Source organism: Aerolutibacter ruishenii, assembly GCF_007830115.1.
In the GTDB taxonomy this organism is placed as follows: Bacteria; Pseudomonadota; Gammaproteobacteria; order Xanthomonadales; family Xanthomonadaceae; genus Aerolutibacter; species Aerolutibacter ruishenii.
The window spans coordinates 36,837-57,736 of the sequence record NZ_VLKP01000004.1 but is presented as its reverse complement, the minus strand read 5'-3'; the positions used below and the strand labels follow the sequence as shown (position 1 = coordinate 57,736).

At 68.5% G+C, this 20,900-nt stretch carries 19 protein-coding genes and 1 tRNA gene; 11 read left to right on the top strand and 9 right to left on the bottom strand.

What is annotated here, in order from left to right; all coding sequences use genetic code 11:
- Positions 1-81: 81 nt before the first annotated feature.
- Positions 82-930: a M23 family metallopeptidase gene (locus IP93_RS05940; RefSeq protein WP_425480030.1), complete on the top strand. Its 849-nt coding sequence runs from the start codon at positions 82-84 to the stop codon at positions 928-930.
- A 58-nt stretch (positions 931-988) separates the two neighbouring features.
- Here the strand turns inward: IP93_RS05940 and folE2 are convergent, their stop codons facing one another.
- The 6 genes from folE2 to efp all read right to left on the bottom strand — a co-directional run bounded on the left by folE2 (position 989) and on the right by efp (position 6,267).
- Positions 989-1,936 carry a GTP cyclohydrolase FolE2 gene (folE2, locus tag IP93_RS05935; RefSeq protein ID WP_242006768.1) on the bottom strand — a complete coding sequence of 316 codons (948 nt, stop codon included), beginning with the start codon at positions 1,934-1,936 and terminating at the stop codon, positions 989-991.
- A gap of 89 nt (positions 1,937-2,025) precedes the next feature.
- Positions 2,026-2,826 carry an isoprenoid biosynthesis enzyme family protein gene (locus IP93_RS05930; RefSeq protein ID WP_158636280.1) on the bottom strand — a complete coding sequence of 267 codons (801 nt, stop codon included), beginning with the start codon at positions 2,824-2,826 and terminating at the stop codon, positions 2,026-2,028.
- Complete coding sequence (locus IP93_RS05925) at positions 2,823-3,497, bottom strand: phosphoglycolate phosphatase (protein ID WP_144813220.1); 675 nt, start codon at positions 3,495-3,497, stop codon at positions 2,823-2,825. Before IP93_RS05925 ends, IP93_RS05930 begins: the two co-directional genes overlap by 4 nt.
- Positions 3,494-4,216: a bifunctional 2-polyprenyl-6-hydroxyphenol methylase/3-demethylubiquinol 3-O-methyltransferase UbiG gene (gene ubiG, locus IP93_RS05920; protein WP_144813217.1), complete on the bottom strand. Its 723-nt coding sequence runs from the start codon at positions 4,214-4,216 to the stop codon at positions 3,494-3,496. Before ubiG ends, IP93_RS05925 begins: the two co-directional genes overlap by 4 nt.
- The gene (locus IP93_RS05915; RefSeq protein WP_144813214.1) at positions 4,216-5,559 is read right to left on the bottom strand and encodes a TRZ/ATZ family hydrolase; all 1,344 of its coding nucleotides are present in this window, start codon (positions 5,557-5,559) and stop codon (positions 4,216-4,218) included. The genes ubiG and IP93_RS05915 overlap by 1 nt, the downstream gene beginning before the upstream one ends.
- A gap of 141 nt (positions 5,560-5,700) precedes the next feature.
- Positions 5,701-6,267: an elongation factor P gene (gene efp / locus IP93_RS05910; RefSeq protein WP_144813212.1), complete on the bottom strand. Its 567-nt coding sequence runs from the start codon at positions 6,265-6,267 to the stop codon at positions 5,701-5,703.
- Positions 6,268-6,397: 130 nt separating this feature from the next.
- Here efp and epmB point away from each other — a divergent pair, with 130 nt between their 5' ends.
- Positions 6,398-7,417: an EF-P beta-lysylation protein EpmB gene (gene epmB, locus IP93_RS05905; RefSeq protein ID WP_144813209.1), complete on the top strand. Its 1,020-nt coding sequence runs from the start codon at positions 6,398-6,400 to the stop codon at positions 7,415-7,417.
- Between the two features lie 106 nt (positions 7,418-7,523).
- Positions 7,524-9,599 (top strand): EAL domain-containing response regulator, encoded by a 2,076-nt coding sequence (locus IP93_RS05900; protein ID WP_144813207.1) that lies wholly within the window; start codon positions 7,524-7,526, stop codon positions 9,597-9,599.
- A 136-nt stretch (positions 9,600-9,735) separates the two neighbouring features.
- Here IP93_RS05900 and htpX read toward each other — a convergent pair whose 3' ends face one another.
- Positions 9,736-10,644 (bottom strand): protease HtpX, encoded by a 909-nt coding sequence (htpX, locus tag IP93_RS05895; RefSeq protein WP_144813205.1) that lies wholly within the window; start codon positions 10,642-10,644, stop codon positions 9,736-9,738.
- A 111-nt stretch (positions 10,645-10,755) separates the two neighbouring features.
- Here htpX and gluQRS point away from each other — a divergent pair, with 111 nt between their 5' ends.
- From gluQRS to phaR, 3 genes are all read left to right on the top strand, one after another.
- Complete coding sequence (gluQRS, locus tag IP93_RS05890; protein WP_144813203.1) at positions 10,756-11,676, top strand: tRNA glutamyl-Q(34) synthetase GluQRS; 921 nt, start codon at positions 10,756-10,758, stop codon at positions 11,674-11,676.
- Between the two features lie 41 nt (positions 11,677-11,717).
- Entirely contained in the window at positions 11,718-12,458 is a 741-nt protein-coding gene (gene phbB, locus IP93_RS05885; protein WP_144813200.1) for an acetoacetyl-CoA reductase, read from the top strand.
- 170 nt (positions 12,459-12,628) lie between these two features.
- Positions 12,629-13,123, top strand: a complete 495-nt coding sequence (gene phaR / locus IP93_RS05880) for a polyhydroxyalkanoate synthesis repressor PhaR (RefSeq protein WP_144813197.1) — start codon at positions 12,629-12,631, stop codon at positions 13,121-13,123.
- Between the two features lie 163 nt (positions 13,124-13,286).
- Here the strand turns inward: phaR and IP93_RS05875 are convergent, their stop codons facing one another.
- Both IP93_RS05875 and IP93_RS05870 read right to left on the bottom strand, forming a co-directional pair.
- Positions 13,287-14,195: a M48 family metallopeptidase gene (locus IP93_RS05875; protein WP_144813194.1), complete on the bottom strand. Its 909-nt coding sequence runs from the start codon at positions 14,193-14,195 to the stop codon at positions 13,287-13,289.
- 18 nt (positions 14,196-14,213) lie between these two features.
- A complete protein-coding gene (locus tag IP93_RS05870; RefSeq protein ID WP_242006767.1) occupies positions 14,214-16,058 on the bottom strand; it encodes a formylglycine-generating enzyme family protein in 1,845 nt (614 codons plus the stop codon).
- A 96-nt stretch (positions 16,059-16,154) separates the two neighbouring features.
- Here IP93_RS05870 and rnd point away from each other — a divergent pair, with 96 nt between their 5' ends.
- From rnd to IP93_RS05845, 5 genes are all read left to right on the top strand, one after another.
- On the top strand, positions 16,155-17,282 hold the full coding sequence (rnd, locus tag IP93_RS05865) for a ribonuclease D (RefSeq protein ID WP_144813667.1): 1,128 nt from the start codon (positions 16,155-16,157) through the stop codon (positions 17,280-17,282).
- 13 nt (positions 17,283-17,295) lie between these two features.
- A tRNA-Ala gene (locus IP93_RS05860) sits at positions 17,296-17,371 on the top strand.
- A 305-nt stretch (positions 17,372-17,676) separates the two neighbouring features.
- Positions 17,677-18,834 (top strand): DUF819 family protein, encoded by a 1,158-nt coding sequence (locus tag IP93_RS05855; RefSeq protein ID WP_144813193.1) that lies wholly within the window; start codon positions 17,677-17,679, stop codon positions 18,832-18,834.
- Positions 18,835-18,935: 101 nt separating this feature from the next.
- Complete coding sequence (locus IP93_RS05850; RefSeq protein WP_144813190.1) at positions 18,936-20,027, top strand: dipeptide epimerase; 1,092 nt, start codon at positions 18,936-18,938, stop codon at positions 20,025-20,027.
- Positions 20,028-20,039: 12 nt separating this feature from the next.
- Positions 20,040-20,888: a MurR/RpiR family transcriptional regulator gene (locus IP93_RS05845; RefSeq protein WP_144813665.1), complete on the top strand. Its 849-nt coding sequence runs from the start codon at positions 20,040-20,042 to the stop codon at positions 20,886-20,888.
- Positions 20,889-20,900: the final 12 nt, after the last annotated feature.

The window sequence follows — 20,900 nt, the reverse complement described above, 5'->3', positions numbered from 1 at the left end:
GCGCGGCGCGATTTGGCGCTGGCCGCGGCACGTCCCATCGCCGCGGCAACTTCATCGCTTGCCTCGCTGGCGCTGGCGATGCTGCTGGCCGCGGCGAGCGGCGGTTGCGCCAGCACTGCCCCCACGGGCGGGCCGGATGTCGACCACCCCGCGGTTCTCCCGGCACGGACCAGCTTCCTGCCCGCCGCCGCGCCCCAGGGCGCACTGGTGCAGGGCATCGCCGAAGCCGGCGCCACGGTGGAGTACGCCGGCCGCAACCTGCGCATCTCGCCCGAGGGGCGCTTCGTTTTTGGCGTGTCCCGCGACGCCACCGCACCGGTGAGCGTGCGCATCACCCGTGGCGATGGCAAAACGCTGGTCCACACCATCACGATCACCCCGCGCGATTGGCCGGTCGAACGCATAGACGGCGTGCCACCCGCCACGGTGCTGCCGCCGCCAGCCATCGCCGAGCGGATCAGGCGGGAGCAGGCGCGCGTGGCCGAGGCGCGGCTACGCGACGATGCGCGAAGTGACTTCGCACAGCGTTTCACCTGGCCGGTGAAGGGACGGATCAGCGGCCGTTTCGGCAACCAGAGCATCTACAACGGCACGCCGGGCGCGGCGCACTCGGGCATGGACATTGCCGCGGCCAACGGCACGCCAATCGTGGCCCCCGCCGCCGGCGTGGTCACCTTTGCCGACCCCGGCCTGTACCTGACCGGGGGCACCGTGGTGCTGGACCACGGTCACGGCATCAGCTCCAACTTCCTGCACCTGTCACGGCTGGACGTGAAGTCCGGCGACCGCGTGGAGCAGGGTCAGGCCATCGGCGCGGTGGGTGCCACCGGGCGCGCGACCGGGCCGCACCTGCATTGGGGCATGAACTGGTTCGACGTGCGGATCGATCCGCTGCTGGTGCTGGAGGCGTCGGGTGCTGCACAGCCCTGACGGGCGGCACCCGCGTCGGCGCCCTGCGACCGGCCGGCATGGCGGATTGCAGCGTGATTCAGCCCTCGGGTGACGCCGAAGCGGGACCGTGGCCGGCGACCGTGGCCACGGCGTCATGCGCGTGCAGGCTCTCGAAATGCGAGACGGTGGCGTCGAAACGCTCAACGCGCGGATCACCCGACAGCACCGCCGCGACACGGCGCGCGGCGTCCTCGCAGAACATCAGGTTGTCGGCATTGAGGCGGGCGAATGCCTGCTCGTCCTCGCGCTTGACCGCGGTCTGCACCGGGGTCGCAAGGCCACGCTCAAGCTCGTCGATCAGGTGTCCCAGCGGCAACTCGTCGAAGGCGGGGCGCAGCGCGACGTGGACATCCGCCCGGCTGCGCTGCGCATGCGGCGTGGCCGCCAGGCCACGCGGCGACGCCAGCCAGTCGCGGACCACGGCGGTCGACATCGGCCGTGCGTCGGCGAAGTCCTCGGCAAAGCGTTCGGCATTGATCTGGCGCGACAGCGCCGCCGATGCCGGACAGGTGCTGGAATACTCCAGCGCAAAACGCAGGCCCAGATGCAGGTGCCCGTCTTCCAGTCGCGCGTCGATCTCGACCGGGTAGCGCTTCCAGCCTGCGTGCTCGCTGGCCAGTGCCGGGCGCAACAGCAAGTGCTCGTAGCGCAGCACCAGGCGCGCCGCGCTCGACAAGCCTGCCTGGGTATCCACCAGCGTCTGCAGCACGCGGCGCAACCCGGCGGGCGTCAGCACTTCGCCGGTGAAGGCGTGTTGCAGCTCCAGGTACAGGCGCGACATGTGGATGCCACGCGCATCCGCCTTGGCCAGGTTCACCGCCACGTCGGCCGAGGCGGCGACCTGCAGGGTCTCTCCGGTGCCCGAGGCGACATTCAGCGGCAATGCGATGTTCGACATTCCCACCCAGTCCAGCGGACGCGCCGCGGCCGCGGCGTCGAACGCAACGTCGGGGAGGATGCGGGGCGGATTGATGGAAGTGGTCACGGCGAGGGATATGGGGATGGATGGGGGAATCGCAACGCGACTCATTCTATCGACCTGGCAGCACGGTACCGCGAACGCGGTCGGAACGATCAGTTCCGTGCGGCCCGCCACGCCACCAGCAATGCGCGCCAGGCGGGCAGTGGCCGGGCGGCATCGCCCTGCCTGAGGCGGTGCTGGGCCAGCGCCGCCATCACCCGACGGAACCGCGGCAGGCCTGCCTGCGCGTCTGGCGCGACGTCGCGGAGCGATCCTGCTACCCCAGGCGCGTTCTGCGCTGAACGTTGAGCCAGGTGCTGCGCCCACGTCCGGGTCGCATCGCCCTGCCCGGCCCGGGACAGTTCCTGCAACGGCACCGCCATCTCGCCTGCCGCCAGCAGCCGCGCGTGCAGCAACTGCAGGCTGACGGGGGCCACGAAACCGGCGGCAGGGGCCTGCGACAACCCGGCCGAACCGTTCTGCAGCATGACATCGACCCGGGCGAATGCCTGCGCCACCGTCTCCACCTGGCGCCATGCGTGCGCGGCATCCGTGGGCTGCTCCCGGCCGTCGCGCAAGGCTGGCAGCATGCGCGCCAAACTCAGCCAGTCACCGGGCAGCCCCTGCAGGACCTGCCCCAGCGGGTGGCGGCGCACGCCTCTGCTCCACCCCTCCAGTTCCTCCTGCCACCAGCCCAGTTTGGCCTCGCCGGGACGGGCATCCCCGCCCCCCCACGCCGCGTCGGTCAGTTCCTGCTGCAGGGCGGCCCAGGCCAGCCACATCCCTCGCTGCAGGGGCGGAATGAATACCTGCGCGACGGACCATTCGGGCCATCGCGCCAGCCACTTGTCGATGAAGCTGTCGGGCGCCGCGGCGTTGTCCGGCAGTGAGGGGTTGTCCGACGGGTTCGTCACGGCGACGGCCATCGTTGGGCGTCGCACAGCATGTCGGGCTGTTCGACCATCGTGTCGCCGCGCCAGTCGGCGGGTTGGTCGCCGGGCAAGCGGTAGCCCCACAACGCCACCACCGACGGCATGCCCGCCGCGCGGGCCGCGACGATGTCGCGCTCGTCATCCCCCACGTACACGCAATCCGTGGCTGCGATGCCGATTCGCTCGGCCGCGACCAGCAACGGCAACGGGTCGGGCTTGCGCACCGGCAGCGTATCGCCACCGATGAGTACTGCGCAGCGGTCTTCCCAACCCAGCAGCGGCACCAATTGCGCCGCCAGATACTCGGGCTTGTTGGTGACAATGCCCCAGATGCAGCCGGCGGCTTCCAGGGTCGTCAGCATCGCTTCGATTCCGTCGAATGGCGCGCCATGGCGGCCCAGTTCGCTGCCGTAGTGCTCCAGGAACTCCGGCACCCAGCCCTCGCGTTCGGCCACATCAACATCAGGAAACGCAGCGCCGATCATCGCGCGCGCACCCTTCGATACATGCGGACGCAAGGCATCGAGCGTCATTGGAGCCCGCCCGCGCGCGGCCAGCATCACATTGGTGGCGGCGAGCATGTCCGGGGCACTGTCCAGCAGCGTGCCGTCCAGGTCGAACAGCACCGCCTTGGGGAAACACGCGTGGTTCATGCCGGCTTCGCCGCGCAGGCCAGGTAGTTGATATCAGTGCGGCTGATGATGCGCGCGGCGTTGCGCCAAGGCTCGTACATCAGGCCGCTCACATCCTCCAGTTGCAGGCCGGCGGCGCGCAGCCATGCCGCCAGTTCGGACGGCTTGATGAAATCGCGGTACTGGTGGGTGCCCTTGGGCAACAGCCGCGCGACGTACTCGGCGCCGACGATGGCCAGCGCGAATGCGGCCGGCGTGCGGTTGAGCGTGGACAGGAACAGCTTGGCACCCGGCTTCAGCAGCGTGGCGCAGGCGTGGATGATGGCGGCCGGATCGGGCACGTGTTCCAGCATCTCCATGCAGGTGATGGCATCGAAGTGGCCGGCCTTCTCCACCGCCAGCGACTCCACCGACTGCACGCGGTAATCCACCTTCAGCCCTGATTCCAGGCCGTGCAGGCGCGCCACCTTGACCAGCTCGGGCGACAGGTCGAGGGCGGTGACGTGCGCACCTTCATGGGCCAGAGCTTCGCTCAGCAGGCCGCCGCCGCAGCCCACGTCCAGCACCTCCGCGTTACGCAACGTGATGCGGCCGGCCACGTACGCCAGACGCGCCGGATTCAACGCATGCAGCGCTTTCTGCGGGCCGTTGGGGTCCCACCAGCGGTTGGCCAGCGCACCGAACTTGTCCAGCTCGGCCTGGTTGAAATTGGTGTCGTGCGACTCGGTCTGCGTGGTCATCAGGAGATCCGGATGGAGGCGATGCGCGCGCGCCACTGGCGGGCGTTGGCGATGAGTTCGGCCAGGTCGATGCCGACCAGCTCGCGCTGGCGCAGCTTGGCCTTGCCGCCAATCCACACGTCGCTGACCTGCTGGCGGCCCGCGGCGTACACCAGCTGCGAAATCACGTGGTGCAGCGGCTGGGTTTCCAGCTGGCCCAGGTCGACCATGGCCAGGTCGGCGTGCTTGCCGGCCTCGATGCTGCCCACGCGCTGGTCCAGGCCCAGCGCCTTCGCACCGCCCAGGGTGGCGGCGTGCAGCGCGCTGGCCGCATCCAGCGCGGAGGCGTCATTGGCCACGGCCTTGGCCAGCAGCGCCGCGGTGCGCGTCTCGCCGAACATGTCGAGGTCGTTGTTGCTGGCACAGCCGTCGGTGCCGATGGCGAAGTTGACGCCGGCCTGCTGCAGCTTGCCCACCGGACAGAAACCCGAGGCGAGCTTGAGGTTGGATTCGGGGCAATGCACCACGCTGACGCCGCGCTCGGCGCACAGCGCGATCTCGGCATCGGTCAGCTGGGTCATGTGCACGGCGATCAGGCGGTCGTTGACCAGGCCCAGGCGGTCCAGCCGTGCCAAGGGGCGCTGGCCGTGCTTTTCCTGCGACTCTTCGGTCTCGTGCGCGGTCTCGTGCACATGGCAATGCACCGGCACGTCCAACTGGTCCGCCAGCATGCGGATGCGCTCGAAGTTGGCGTCCGACACCGTGTACGGCGCATGCGGGGCGAAGGCGGTGGCGACCAGCGCATCGTCGCGCCACTGGTCATGCACTTCGGCGGCCTTGTCGAAGTACTCGTCCGAGGTGCGCGCCCATGCGGTGGGGAAGTCGATCACCGGCAGACCCACCACGGCGCGGAAACCGTGGCGCTTGTACACCGCGGCCTGCACGTCGGGGAAGAAATAGTTCTCATTGGCGCAGGTAGTGCCACCGCGCAGCATCTCGGCGATGGCCAGGCTGACGCCGTCGGCCACGAACTCCGGCCCGATCACCTCGGCCTCGATCGGCCAGATGTGGCCCTGCAGCCACTGCATCAGCGGCAGGTCGTCGGCCACGCCGCGCAGCAGCGTCATCGGGTTGTGGGTGTGGGCATTCACCAACCCGGGGATCAGCGCACCGTCCGGGCGGGACACGACCTCGCGGGCGGAAAAGCGCTGGCGGGCCAGCGGGCGCGGCAGTACCGCCTGCACCACGCCACCGGTGACCACCACCGCATGGTCTTCCAGCACCACCCCGTGCGGGACGACCGGCACCACCCAGCCGGCTTCGATCAGAAGGTCACAGGCTTCGGGGGCGGCATGGGTCGTCATCGGGCATTCCTGTCAGGGCCGTGTTCCGGCAGGCTGCACCGGGCGCATGACAGCGGGGTGCAGGCCACGCGGCAGGCAGCATCGCGCCGCCCGGTCGCGGCGGCGCGGATTCACCGGGGCGGCACGCCGCCCCCGGCGACATTACTTCACGCGCGAGACGTACTCGCCCGAGCGGGTGTCCACCTTGATCACTTCATCCGTGCCCACGAACAGCGGCACGCGGACCACGGCGCCGGTTTCCAGGGTGGCCGGCTTGCCGCCGGTGCCGGCGGTGTCACCCTTCACGCCCGGATCGGTCTCGGTGATCTTGAGCTCCACGAAGTTCGGCGGCTGCACGGCGATCGGGGTGCCGTTCCACAGCGTCACCACGCACTCTTCCTCGCCCTTGAGCCACTTCTCGGCGCCGCCCATGCCGGCCTTGTCGGCCTGCACCTGCTCGAAGCTCTCCTGGTTCATGAAGTGCCAGTATTCGCCATCGGCGTAGAGGTACTGCATGTCGGTATCGACCACGTCCGCCACTTCCAGCGAGTCGGTCGCCTTCATGGTGATTTCCTGCACGCGGCCGTTCTTGATGTTGCGGTACTTCACGCGGGTGAAGGCCTGGCCCTTGCCCGGCTTGACGTATTCGGTCTCGGTGATGACGCACGGGTCATTGTTGACGAGGATCTTCTGACCGTTCTTCACGTCGTTCATGCCAAGGCTGGCCATGGTGCAACTCCTGGGTGCTATTTTTTTGTCTGGAATGGGCTGCCGCCACGGCGCGCAACGCCGGAGCCGGCTAGAATGTCGGTCCGCGCCGTCGCCCACCAGGGCCCATTCGGCGCGAAAACAGTAGGCCATGATACCCGCTGCCCCCCTCCCCATGCAGCCTGTCCCTTTCACGCCCCCCGGTTGGCAACAGCTGTGGCGCGACGCCGTGCGCGACCCGCGCGAGCTGTTGACGCTGCTGGGGTTGGAGGATCAGGTGCCCGACCTGTCGGTCGATGCCGCCGCACAGTTCCCGCTGCGGGTACCGCGCGGCTTCGTGGCACGGATGCGCCACGGCGACCCCGGCGACCCGCTGCTGCGCCAGGTCCTGCCCTTGGACGCCGAGATGCGACCGATGCCCGGCTTCAGCCTGGATGCGGTGGGCGACGGCGCCGCCAAGGCCGGCGACGGGGTGATCCGCAAGTACAACGGCCGCGCCCTGCTGGTCACCACCGGCAGTTGCGCGATCAACTGCCGCTATTGCTTCCGCCGCCACTTCCCCTATGCCGAAGAGACCGCGGCCGCAGGCGGTTGGCAGGGTGCCATCGACCTGATCCGCGCCGATGCCTCCCTCCACGAGGTCATCTTGTCCGGCGGAGACCCATGGTCGCTGGCCACCCACAAGCTGGCCGAACTGACCGACGCGCTGGCGACGGTGCCACATGTACGGCGCCTGCGCATCCACACCCGGTTGCCGGTCGTGCTGCCCCAACGCGTGGACGAGGCCTTGCTGGCCTGGCTGGATGCCCTGCCCTGGCCGGTGACGGTGGTGCTGCACGCCAACCACGCCAACGAGTTCGACGGCCAGGTTGATGCCGCACTGGGCCACCTGCGCGCCACTGGCGCGCACCTGCTGAACCAGGCGGTGCTGCTGCGCGGGGTCAACGATTCAGTCGACGCACTGGCCGACCTCAGCGAGCGGGGCATGGCCGCGGGCGTGTTGCCCTACTACCTGCACCAGTTGGACCGGGTCCAGGGCGCCGCCCACTTCGAAGTCGACGACGACCGGGCGCGCGCACTGCATGCGGGCCTGGCCAAGCGACTGTCCGGCTACCTGGTACCGCGACTGGTGCGCGAAGTGGCCGGCGACCCCGGCAAGCGCCCCCTCTGAGCAGGCCAGCCGCCCGCGCGAATCCGCGGACGCACCCGGAGCCCCGGGAATGCCGGATGGACGCCCGCCGCCCTTCGTGGCATAACAAAACCCCATGGACATCGCCATGCAAATAGGCAAAGACAAAGCCCTGCGCCTGCTCATCGTCGACGACAGCGTCGAAGCCGCGGAAGCCATTGTCAGTGGGTTGCGCAATGCCGGCATCGCCGTGCGCCCCACTCGCCCGGAAAACGAAGACGAGTTGAAGGCGCTGCTCGATGGCCAGACGCCGGACCTGATCATCGCCGACCATGCCGCCCGCGGCATCCCGTTGGCGCGCGTGGGCGTGCTGGTGGACGCCACCGGCAAGGACCTTCCGCTGATCGTGCTGTTCGGCACCATCGACGACGCCAGGCTGCAGGAGGCCACCGACCTGGGCGCCTGCGGCGTGGTCGTGCGCGACCGCCCAGCGCAGATCGAGTACGTGGTGCGCGCCCGCTGGACCGACCTCGAGGCGCGGCGCTCCCTGCGCCGACTGGAAAACCACGTACGCGAAACCGAGCGTCGCTGCGACGCGCTGATCGAGTCCTCCCGCGACCCCATCGCGTACATCCACGAAGGCATGCACATCCGGGCCAATTCGGCCTATCTGGAGATGTTCGACTTCGACACCTTCGAGGACATCGAGGGTATGTCGCTGCTGGACCTGGTGGCGCCCCAGTACGTGGACGGTTTCAAAACGCTGCTCAAGTCGCTGTCCAAGGGTGAGCCGCCGCCGCCGCGGCACGAGATACAAGCGCAGACATTGGACGGGGCCCGATTTCCCGCAGTGATGGAGTTCACCGCCGCCACCTATGAGGGCGAGCCCTGCCAGCAGCTGATCCTGCGCCGGCAGGACACCGGCATGGTGGACGAAACACTGTTGGAAGAGCTGCGCCAGCGCGATCAGGTCACCGGCCTGCTCAATCGCCAGACTTTCCTGCGCAAGCTGGAAGATACGGTCGCTGACGCCGCGCAAAATGCCACCCAGCATGGCCTGCTGCTGGTGGAACCCGATCACTACGCACGGCTGGTGCAGGAAATCGGCCTGGGTGCCGCGGACGACCTGATCGCGGCCTGCGCGGAACGTCTGCACCGGGCACTTGGCCCGGAAGACGTCGCTGCCCGCTTTGGCGAGCACCAGTTTGCCGTACTGCGCCCCGGCGCCGACCACGCGGCGACCGTGGCGCTTGCCGAACAGCTGCGCGCCGCCTTTGCCGATGCGGTGCTGGAGGTTGGCGACGGCTCCCTCAACATCACCGTCAGCGTCGGCGGCGTGCAAATCAGCCAGCGCATCGCCAGCATGACCGCCGTGCTCGGCAAGGCCGCCGCCAGCGTGCAGTCCGCCATCGGCGTGGGCGGCAACCGGGTAGACCTGTTCGATCCGGGAGCGGTTGACCGCGCCGAACAGGAACGGATGGCTGCATGGGTCCAGCGCATCCGCGACGCGCTGGACAAGAACGGCCTGCTGATGCATTTCCAGCCATTGATCGGCCTGCACGGCGAGCCGCGCGAGATGTATCAGGCCTTCCTGCGCTTGCGTGGCGAGCACGGCGAGATCGTGCAACCGCTGACCTTCCTGCAGATCGCCGAAGACAACGGCCTGATGCGGGAAATCGACCACTGGGTCGTCGGCAATGCCATCAGCCTGATCAGTGAGCGCGCACGAGCCGGCCACGAGACCACCCTGCTGGTGAAGGTGACCGAGCACTCGCTGCAGGACGACGCGCTGGCCCGGCACATCGAGGAGCAGTTGTCCGCGCACGGCACTGACGGTCGCCTGCTGATCGTCGAGATCCCCGAGTCGAAGGTGTTCACCCACCTGCGGGCCGCCCAGGCCTTCCAGGCGCGGCTGGCGCGGCTGGGCGTGCGGGTCTGCCTGGAGCAGTTTGGCAGCGGCCTCAACTCGTTCCAGATGCTCAGCCACTTCGATGCATCCGTGCTCAAGTTCGACCGCGCGTTCATGGAGGACCTGTCGGGCAACGCCGACCACCAGGCCCGGGTCCGCGAGATGGCCGCAAAGGCGCGCGAACTGGGCAAGATGACCATTGCCGAGTTCGTGCAGGACGCCGGCAGCATGTCCATCCTGTTTGGCGCCGGGGTGGACTATGCTCAGGGCCACTTCCTGGCCACGGCCAGCACGAGCATGGACTACGAGTTCTGAGGCCGGGCGCCAATCTCCACCGATCGCGCCACCCTCCGGGCCTGAAACCGCTGCGGCCCGACGAGCGCCCAAACCAGCGAAAACGAAGAAGCCCGCCTTTTGGCGGGCTTCTTCCATGCCGCGCGGGTACCGGGGCTTAACTGACCACGGTGGTGCGCACGGGCTGGACAGGCGCATTGCGCAGCGCTTCGATGCGCTCGGCCAGCGGGGGGTGGCTCATCAGCAGTTTGCGCAGGCCGTGGCCGACGGCCCCACTGATGCCAAACGCCGCCACCTGCTTGGGCAGGGTGTTTTCCCCGTAGGTCTGCGACAGGCGCTCCAGCGCGGCGATCATCTTCTGGCGACCGGCCAGGTTGGCGCCACCGGCGTCGGCGCGAAACTCGCGGTAACGCGAGAACCACATCGCGATCATGCTGGCGAACAGGCCAAACACCATCTCCAGCACGAACACGGTCACGTAGTAGCCAATGCCAGGGCCCTCGCCGCGGTTGCCGTTGAGGTAGCCGTCCACCACGCGACCGACCACGCGGGCCAGCACGATGACGAAGGTGTTGAGCACGCCCTGCACCAATGCCATGGTCACCATGTCGCCGTTGGCCACGTGGCTGACCTCGTGGGCCAGCACCGCCTCTGCCTCGTCACGGTTCATGGCGCGCAGCAGGCCGGTGGACACCGCGACCAGCGAGTTGTTGCGGCTGGGGCCGGTGGCGAATGCATTGATCTCCGGCGCGTCATAGATGGCCACTTCCGGCATCTTGATGCCGGCGGCCTCGGCCTGGCGACGCACCGTGCTGACCAGCCATTGTTCGGCCTCGTTGCCCGGCTGCTCGATCACGTGCGCGCCCGTGCCGCGCTTGGCCACCCACTTGGACATCATCAGCGAGATCAGCGAACCGCCAAAGCCGAACACCGTGGCCATCACCAGCAGCGCGCCATCGTTGCCCAGCGTCACGCCGAACACGTTCTGCAGCACCGACATGACGATGCTCAGCAACGCCAGCACCGCGAGATTGGTGGCGAGGAAAAGTACGATCCGCTTGAACATGCTTGCAATCCTGTCGCGCACCATGCGCGGCTATGGCAAAAGTGTGGCAGTCTCGCATGGATTTCAAGTGAACCCGCCCGCTTTGCCGCTTCCGTCGCCGCACCTGCCCGCGTGAGCACGCCCGCCCCCGCCACCCCGTATCGAGGGCGCTTCGCCCCGTCGCCGACCGGCGACCTGCACGCCGGCTCCCTGCTGGCTGCCTTTGGCAGCTGGCTGCTGGCGCGGCATGCGGGGGGCGAATGGCTGGTGCGCATGGAGGACGTGGACGCGCCGCGCGAGGTGCCGGGGGCCGCCCGCCGGCAGTTGGCGGCCCTGGCGGCGTTCGGGCTGCATCCGGACAGGACCGTGGTGTTCCAGAGCCAGCGCGGCGCGTTGTACCAGGCCGCGCTGGACCGGTTGCTGGCCAGCGGACAGGCCTTCGTCTGCCACTGCAGCCGCGCCGCGCTGGGCGCCACGCGGGGCATCCACCGGACCTGCGTGGCCACCGCACCCCGTGCGGATCCTGCCGTGCGGCTGCGCGTGCCCGACACGGCCGTCATCGCCTTCGACGATGCGATCCAGGGGCCGCAACGGCAGGATGTGGCCCGCGAAGTAGGCGACTTCGTGTTGCGGCGCGCCGACGACTGCTGGGCCTACCAGTTGGCCGTGGTGGTGGACGACGCCGAACAGGGCATCACCGACGTGGTCCGCGGGGCCGACCTGCTCGATTCCACGCCGCGGCAGATCCTGTTGCAGCAGGCGCTCGGCCTGCCGCGGCCCCGCTATGCCCACCTGCCGCTGGTGTTGGATGCCCACGGCCGGAAGCTGTCCAAGTCCGATGCGGCGCATCCGGTGGATCCTGCCGATCCCCTGCCCGCACTGCGCGGGGCCTGGGCCGCACTCGGCCAACCGCCGCACGCGCTTTCCGCGGCGGCCGACGTGCCAACGATGCTGGCTGCGGCGCGCACGCATTTCGATCCGCGCCGCATCCCCGCCGGGGCCGCGACCAAAGTCGCCGCAATGCAACATCAAAATTTCACGACTCGGGGCTAGTATCGAGGCGCAGCCGCATGGTCGCGGCCAGGAGGAAAGGCATGCAAGCGCGCGTTGCACTGGTGACCGGAGGCACGGGCGGGATTGGCACCGCCATCGTGAAGAAGTTGGCGGACATGGGCCACAAGGTGGCCACCAACTACCGCAACGAGGAAAAAGCCAAGGCCTGGCAGGATCGGATGAAGGCCGACGGCTATGACGTGACGCTGGTGAAAGGTGACGTGACATCACCCGCGGACGCCGCGGCGATGGTGCACGAGATCGAGCAGAAACTCGGCCCGGTGGACATCCTGGTCAACAACGCGGGCATCACCCGCGATGGTACGTTCCACCGGATGAAGCCCGAACAGTGGACCGAGGTGATCAACACCAACCTCAACTCCGTGTTCAACGTGACGCGCCCGGTGATCGAGGGCATGCGCGACCGCAAGTGGGGCCGCATCATCCAGATCAGTTCGATCAACGGGCTGAAGGGCCAGTATGGCCAGGCCAACTACGCCGCGGCGAAGGCCGGCATGCACGGCTTCACCATTTCACTCGCGCGCGAGAGCGCCAAGCTGGGCATCACGGTCAACACCATTTCCCCCGGCTACATCGCCACGGACATGGTGATGGCCGTGCCCGAGGACGTGCGTGCGAAGATCGTGGCCGACATACCGACTGGACGGCTGGGCACCCCGGAGGAGATCGCCTACGGCGTGGGCTTCCTGGCCGCCGAGGAGGCCGGCTGGATCACCGGCAGCAACCTCGACATCAATGGCGGCCACCACATGGGCTGGTAAGCCGCCACGGGGGACGACCGGTGCCCGGCACCGGACCAGGGCGGACCGCGGCCGGCACCCGATGCCGGCCGCGTCATTTCCGTGGCGGCGGCCACCGTCCCGGCGGCCAGTTGCAAGGCCACGCGTGCTGCGCCATGCTGCAGGGCATCACGATTTAGAGTTTCCGCTCGATGGCCTCGACCCGCGTCATCAAGAAGTACCCGAATCGTCGTCTCTACGACACCGAGATCTCGAGCTACATCACCATCGAGGACGTGCGCCAGCTCATCGTCGATGGCGAGGATTTCGAGGTGCGCGATGCGCGATCCGGCGATGACCTGACCCGCCAGGTGCTGTTGCAGATCATCGCCGAGCACGAGCAGGACGGTGAGCCTGTGCTCTCCACGCAACTGCTGAGCCAGATCATCCGCTTCTACGGCGATTCGCTGCAGGGCTTCATGGGCAGTTACCTGGAACGCTCGATGCAGGTATTCCTGGACCAGCAGCAGCAATTCCGCAGCCAGGTGGGCGGGGTACTGGGCCAGACACCGTGGTCGTTGATGAACCAGCTGACCGAACGCAACCTGGCCATGTGGAAGGATTTCCAGCAGAACCTTACGGGCAGCGTGGGCACTCCCGCCGGCCCCGCGCGCAAGCCGCCCGCGGACAGCAAGCGCGGGCGCTGAGTCCCGCGCAACCCGACACCGCCAGTACGTACACCGAAGCCGGCCCAGCGCCGGCTTCCTGCTTCCGGCTCCGATGCGATCCTGAAACGCCATCCGTTGGACGTTTCCGGTATCGGCTGCGACGGGCACACCGCCCTGCAGGCCAATGCATGGCGGGAGCGCCCTACTGGCAGTACTTGGCGCGGAAGGCCAGCGCCTGCGGCATCAGCGATTGCAGGTGCTGGATGCGGTTGGCCGGATCGGGGTGGGTGGAGGCGAATTCGGAGGGTCGTTCGCCACTGCCGAGTGCGGACATGCGCTCCCACAGCGGGATGGCCTGCTGCGGGTCGTAACACGCCGCCGCGGCCAGCATCAGGCCCACCTCGTCCGCCTGGGTTTCGTGGTTGCGCCCGTAAGGCAGGATGAGGCCGTACTCCGCACCGGCACCAAACACCGCCATCAGCGACTGCTGCTGCTGCGGGTCCATGTTCCCGATCGCCGCGCTGGTCGCCATCTGCCCCATCTGCACCAGTTTCTGCTGTGCCATGCGTTGCGAGCCATGGCGCAGCAGGGCATGGGCGATTTCATGGCCCATCACCACCGCCATGGCGTCCTGGCTCTGGGCCACCGGGATCAGGCCGGTGTACACCGCCATCTTGCCGCCGGGCAGGCAGAAGGCATTGGCCTGGTCGGACTGGATCACGGCCACGTCCCATTGGAAACCCTGGTGCGAGGTCGGCACGGCCTGCTGGTTGGCCGCCGCCATGTCGGCCGTGACCTGCGGCACGCGGCTCACCAGCCGCTGCGCGATGGTGCGGATCTGCTGGCTGACTTCGGCATCGGGCGGCAACAAGGCACCTTGCGCCTGTGCTTCGCCCAGGACCTCCTGGAAGGCCTGTGCGCCCAGCTGGACCTCTTCCTTCTCCGACACGCCGTAGTGCGCCCTCTCCCCGGTGTAGGGGTCGACCTCGGCATTGCCGAACCATTGCCACGCCGCGTAACCGGCGAACAGAACCAGGATCCACCAGCGGATGCCGCCACCGCGCCGCTGCCGTCCTGACTGGCGCTGTCCGCCCAAGGGGTCAATCCTCATGCCACACGCTCCCGGAGATCAGATCTCCCGCGCGACCCTGAAGCCAACACGGGCATTGGTGGTGTTACGGTCGCTGCCCAGCCGCCATGCGGACCGGGTCTGCGCGGGCGAGCTGGCCCAGGAGCCACCCCGTACCACCGCCGCGCGACACCCCGGGTTCACCCAGGCCTGGCCATCGTCGGGTGCGCGGCGGTAGGTGTCGTGCCAGCAGTCCGCCACCCACTCGCTTACATTGCCGGCAAGGTCGTGAAGGCCGAATGCATTCGCTGAATAACCACCAACCAGCGCCGGTCCCCAGGCATCGTCGCCGTACCCCTTGAAGGCGTTGCGCCACTTCCTGCCGCTGGGCGATTCGTCCTTGCCGCCGGTGAAATTGCCTGCCCCCGGCGGAGGGACCTCGCCCGGCCACGGGAAACGCGACACGCTGGTCGCCCGCAACGCGTATTCGAACTCGGCTTCGCTGGGCAGGCGATAGCGCTGGCCGGTCTGCTCGGCCAGCCACTCGGCGTAGGCGTGCGCGTCCTGCCAGCTCACGTGCAGCACCGGCATGTGCCCGGCCGCGGGCTTGCCCGCGTAGTCCGAGCGCCAGTCCACCCTGCTCCGGCGCACCAGGTTGCCGCTGCGCTCGTCGTAGGCGGTGGAATAGCCTCGGCGCTCGGCGCGCGAACGGTAGCCGGTGGCCGCCACGAAACGACCGAACTCGTCGACGGTGACCTCGGTGCGGGCCAAGGCGACGCCACGATCAAAGCGGATGTTGCGGGCGGGGTATTCGGCATCGGTGGCATCGGGCTCACCTTCGGCAGCGCCCATGCGGAAGGCGCCGTGCGGCACCACGACCATCTGCGGGCCGCGGCCGCCGTTGCGCAGCGCCTCGGTGAACACCTGCCCGGGACGGAACATGCCGTAGTGCGAAGCCAGTTCGATCCGCTGGCGCAACTCGACGGCGGCGGGATCGCCACTGGGCGCGATGCGCAGCAGCGACGCCAGGTGGCCCCGCGCCACGTCCAGGCCATCCTCCTTGGCCAATGCGGCGATGGCGAGGTCGCGCAGCTCGCGAATGCGTGCCGCGCGCCGCTGGGCGATCTGGGCGCGGGCATGGTCAACGGTGCCCAGGTCGCCGCGCACCTTGCCGGCGGATCCGAGCCAGCGCTCCGCGGCGGCATAGTCATGTTTCTCCGCCGCCTGCTCAGCGCGCCGGATCAACTGGCTTTCGGCGGCCGCGAGTCCCTGCTGGGCGCGGGCGTCGCCGGGGCGCCACTGCAACGCCTGCCGGAACTGCTGCAGCGCTCCAGCCTTGCCATCCTCTCCCACCTCGCCCGCAACCAGTGCGCGTTCACCGCTGCGGTTGGCGTTGGCGGCCGCTTCTGCACGGTCCACCCGACCGAGGTACGCCTGCACCGCCTCGTCGGCGGGCGCGATGCTGCGCGCCACGGCGGCCACCTCGTGGGCGCCACGCAGTGCGTCAGGGTCGGAATCGATCGCGGCAAGGGCCGTGTCGCCCTGCTGCAGCAGCGCGCGGGTCGCCCGCGACAGTGCTGCGGCGACCGCGTTGTCGCTGGGGGCATGCCGGGCCAGGGCAAGCAGGATCGGCAGTGCGCTATGCGAATCGGCATACAGGTTGCCCTCGCCAAGGGCCGCTTCAGCCTGCTTCGCCAGCGACGCTGCATTGGCGTCGGTCACCTCCACGGCGGCCGGATGCCACGGCCCCACCGGCGACACGGCCTGGTCCTCGCTGACGGTGACCAGGGGATGGGGGCCCTTGGCGGGCGAATCAGCGGCACGTCCATGGCCGTCACCCTGCTCGCGGGAACACCCCGCCAGCAACAGCGTCGCCACCATGCCCACCACCACGAATCCCCGCAATTGCCCTCTCCTGCCCGGCCGCGCCACATGCCGGCCCGGCTGAAAGTAGGCTATTGTCGCCCGCCCCGGCAACCCGATTGCGTGAACGACCGCCCCGTGCCCATCTGGATCAACGACCCCGCCGCGCTGCAGGCGCACTTTGCCCAACGCCCGGGCCGCATCGGGCTGGACACCGAGTTCATCCGCGAGCGCACCTTCTGGCCGCAACTGGCGCTGGTGCAGATCGCGCTGGACACGGGCCGTGGCAGCCTGGCCCCGGACGACATCCTGCTGGTCGACCCACTGGTCCCGGGGATGGCCGAGGCACTGACCGGCATCCTGGCCGACACCCGCATCCTCAAGGTGATGCACAGCCCCAGCGAGGACCTCGTGGCCTTCCGGCACACCTGCGGGGTCGTGCCGACCCCCTTGTTCGACACGCAGGCGGCCGCGGCGATGGCGGGTATCGGCAGCGGAGTGGGCTACCAGAAGCTGGTGGAACAGTTGACGGGCACCGCCCTGGCCAAGGGCGAGACGCGGTCGGACTGGTTGCGGCGCCCATTGTCGGCGGCCCAGTTGGAGTATGCCGCCGACGACGTGCGCCACCTGTTCGAGATGCATGACGTGCTGGCCGACCAGTTGCAGCGCACGGGGCGCCTGGCATGGCTGGAAGAAGACGCGGCCCGAACCCTGGCCAACGCCATGGCCGAAGGCCCGGAGCGCTGGCCGCACCTGTCGCTGCGCAGTGCCGGCTTCCTTGAGCCCGATGTGCAACGACGCCTGCTGCGACTGCTGCGTTGGCGCGACCAGTACGCACGCACCCACGACCGCCCGCGCACCTGGATCCTGGACAACGAACTGGCAGTCAACCTGGCGCGCAATCCGCCCATCGACCTTGGCGGACTGCTGCGCGTGTTCGACAGCCAGCCCAAGGCGCCGCGCAAACTGGCCGATGCCGTCTGGCAGGCGTTGCAGACGCCGCTGGCCGACGAGGCGCAAGCGCCCGATGCGCGCCAGGCGGAAACCCGCGACAAGCATCTGCTGCGTCGCCTGCAGGACGCGGTGGCCGCGCGTAGCCGCGAACTGGACTTGCCTGACGGGGTGCTCGCGTCGCGCCGGTGGCTGGAAGCGCTGATGGACACCGGGGAGTGGCCCAGCGCCCTCGGCGGCTGGCGACGTGCCGTGCTGGAGCCGACGCTGGGCCCCTTGTTGACGACTGGCGACAACGCAACGACATCCGTATAATGCCGCCTGCCGTGGGGCCATAGCTCAGCTGGGAGAGCGCGTCGTTCGCAATGACGAGGTCGGGAGTTCGATCCTCCCTGGCTCCACCACTTTTCCAAATGGCCAGGCATTTGCCTGGCCATTTTTGTTTCCCGTCCCCGAGGGCGCTCCAGACGGACACGCGTATGGCGGCATCGCCGCGGCCGTGCGCGGATCCTGCTGCGCAGCCACGCCCAGGTGTCGTCTCCACTTCCTGTGATTCGCGTCTTCCAGCACGCACGCGCCCTGCCACGCCCGTTTGACAATAATTTATTCTTGACTTAATTGTCGATTGAAGTTCCTATTCCGTAACGATTCCAGTCGAGCCGCCGGGCAGTCTTCGCCTGGCATTGGGCCGACGCGCCAGGGGACATGAATGATCGAAACGGTGTGGCCTTACCTGGCGATCCTGCTGCTGTCGGCCGGCCTGTTCCCGACCCTGGAACAACGCTACGGCTGGCGGCTGTTCTCCACCCTGCCGCCGATCGTCCTGACCTACCTGTTCGTGACCGCCCTGGCAGTCACCGGGGTGTGGCAGGCCACGCCGGCCATCACCACGGCACAACGCACGCTGACCACACAACTGCTGCCGGCGCTGCTGTTCCTGCTGATGACCGGCTGCGACCTGCGCGCCATCCTCGCCCTGGGCCCGCGCATGCTGGCCGTGTTCGCCACTGCGATGGCCAGCATCCTGGTGGCGATCATGCTGGCGTACCTGGCCTTCCGCCATGTCCTGCCGGATGACGGCTGGAAGATGCTGGCGGCGCTGAGCGCCACCTGGACAGGCGGCTCGGCCAACCTGGTCGCGGTCAAGCAATCGGTCGAGCTGCCGGACAACCTGTTGCCATCGGTGCTGCTGGCCGATGCGCTGTGCTACTCCGTGTGGGTGGTGGCGTTGTTCTCGGCCGGTCGCCTGGCGCCGGCATTCAATCGCTGGACGCGCGCCAGCGAGCGCCCGCCGCTGCCCGAGGTGGTTCCCGTTGCCAAAGGCGAGGCGGGTCCGGGCAGCGTGCTGCTGTGGCTGGGCGCGGCGCTCGCCGTGGGCAACACGGCCGCGGCGACGGCGGCGATGCTGCCGGCCAACGGCCTGCTGACCGCAACCGCATGGACGGTGATCATCGCCACCGCCGCAGGCCTGCTGCTGGCGCACACGCCACTGGCCCGCTCACCCGTGCCCGCGCCCCTGGCACAGGCCCTGCTGGCCTGCCTGGTGGCCGTGCTGGCGTCGCAGAGCAACTTCGAGGGCCTGGCGACCGCTCCCTTGTTCGTCGCCGTGGGATTCTGCGTGCTGGGCCTGCATGTGCTGCTGCTCGCGTTGGCGGCACGGCTGTTCCGCTTCGACCTGCACCTGTGCGGCATCGCCTCGCTGGCGCAGATCGGTGGGGTCGCCACCGCGCCGGTGCTGGCGGCGACCTATTCGCGGGCACTGGTGCCGGCGGCGGTGCTGCTGGCAACGCTGGGCCTGGTGCTGGGCACCGCCGTGGGCCTGACGATGGCCGGCCTGCTGTCGGGCCTGTCGCCAGCTGCAAGTTGATGCATGCTGCACATTCCGTTTTCCGCACTGATGGGCAACGCAACGTTGCCACCCAGCGCACCCGCCACTGACTGCCACCCAACCCTTCCGGCCGAGGCACGATGAAGATCACCAAGATCCGTTTCGGCATGCTGCGTGTCCCGTTGAAGACACCTTTCAAGACCGCGCTGCGCACGGTAACGGCGGTCGAGGACATCGTGGTGTGCGTGCATACCGACACCGGCCACGTGGGTTACGGCGAAGCGCCCGCCACCGCCGTGATCACCGGCGACACCCACGGCTCGATCATCGACGCGATCGACAAGTTCATCGCGCCGCGGGTGATCGGCCAGGAGGTGGCCAACCTCAACCGCATCACCGGGTTGATCCAGGGCGCCCTCGAGCGAAACACCAGCGCCAAGGCCGCGGTCGAAATCGCGGTGTATGACCTGTTCGGGCAACTCTACGGGGTGCCGCTGTACAAGGCCCTCGGTGGTGGCGACCCGCTGATCACCACCGACATCACCATCAGCGTGGACTACATCGAGAAGATGGTGGCTGACTCGATCGACGCCGTGGAGCGCGGGTTCGAGTCGCTGAAGATCAAGGTGGGCAAGGACATCGGCGTGGACATCGAACGGGTCAAGGCGATCCATGCCGCGGTCGAGGGCCGCGCGCTGCTGCGCCTGGACGCCAACCAGGGCTGGACCGCCAAGCAGGCCGTGCACGCCATCGGCCTGCTGGAGGATGCCGGCGTGCAGCTGGAACTGGTGGAGCAGCCGGTCAAGGCGCGCGACCTGGATGGCATGAAGTACGTCACCGAACGGGTGCACACGCCGATCATGGCCGACGAGAGCGTGTTCGGTCCCACCGAGGTGATCGAACTGATCCAGATGCGCGCGGCCGACATCATCAACATCAAGCTGATGAAGACCGGCGGGCTGTCCAATGCGATCCGCATCGCCGACATCGCTGCGTTGCATGGCGTGGAATGCATGATCGGCTGCATGCTGGAGTCCAGCATCAGCGTGGCCGCCGCGGTGCACCTGGCGGTGGCCAAGGCCGATGCGATCACCAAGGTGGACCTGGACGGGCCGTCACTATGCGCGTTCAACCCCGTCGATGGCGGGGTGATCTTCAACGAATCGGAGATTTCGGTGACCGACGCCGCCGGGCTCGGCATCCGCGAGATCCGCGGCCTCGAGCCCCTCTGAATGAACCAGGCCCTGTCCCCACTGTTGAAGATCCGCGCTGAGCGCGACCAGATGTCGGCCATCGAACGACGCATCGCCGACTTCATCCTCGACAATGCGCACCTGCTGCGCGACTACTCTTCGCAGCACCTGGCCAACGCGCTGGGGATCAGCCAGTCCAGCGTGGTCAAGTTCAGCCAGAAGCTGGGGTTCAAGGGGTATCCGGACCTCAAGTACTCGATCGGACAGGCATTGGCGCGCGGCGATGCCGAGCCTGCGACCCCGCTTGCAACGCCGCCACCGGACAACGACCCGCAAGCGGCACTGGCGGGCCGGCTGTGGCAGCTGAAGGCCACGGCCGAGGCCGAGACACGGCTGATCAATCCCGCCGAACGGATCGACGAGGTCGCCGCCGCGGTGCAGGGCGCGGGCAAGGTCTTCGTCATCGGGCTGGGCGAAGACGGGATCCCGGCGCGCGCGCTGGCTACGCGGCTGTCGATGCTGGGCGTGTTGACCGTGCACTATGTGGACGCGGTGCTCATGCAGGCCGGCATTGCGTCCGCTGCGCCGGGCGACGTCCTGCTGGTGTTCTCCGAGCGCGGCCGACAGCCCGTGCTGTGCCAGATCAGCCGGCGCTTCCACGAGCACGGCGGCCGCGTGGTGTCGGTCACCCGGCACACACCCAACCCGTTGCGCGCGCTGGCCGACATCGCGCTGCTGGTGTCCGCGCACGACGAGGCCCGCCACGTCGAGCCGCTGCTTTACCAGTCCGCGCTGCAGCACCTGCTGGACCTGATCTTCCTGATGGTCTGCGAAGCCAGCACGGAGCGCCAGCGCTGGTACGACAGCAACGCCGAACACATGCATGCGCTGGAGGACTGAGCCTTGCCCCAC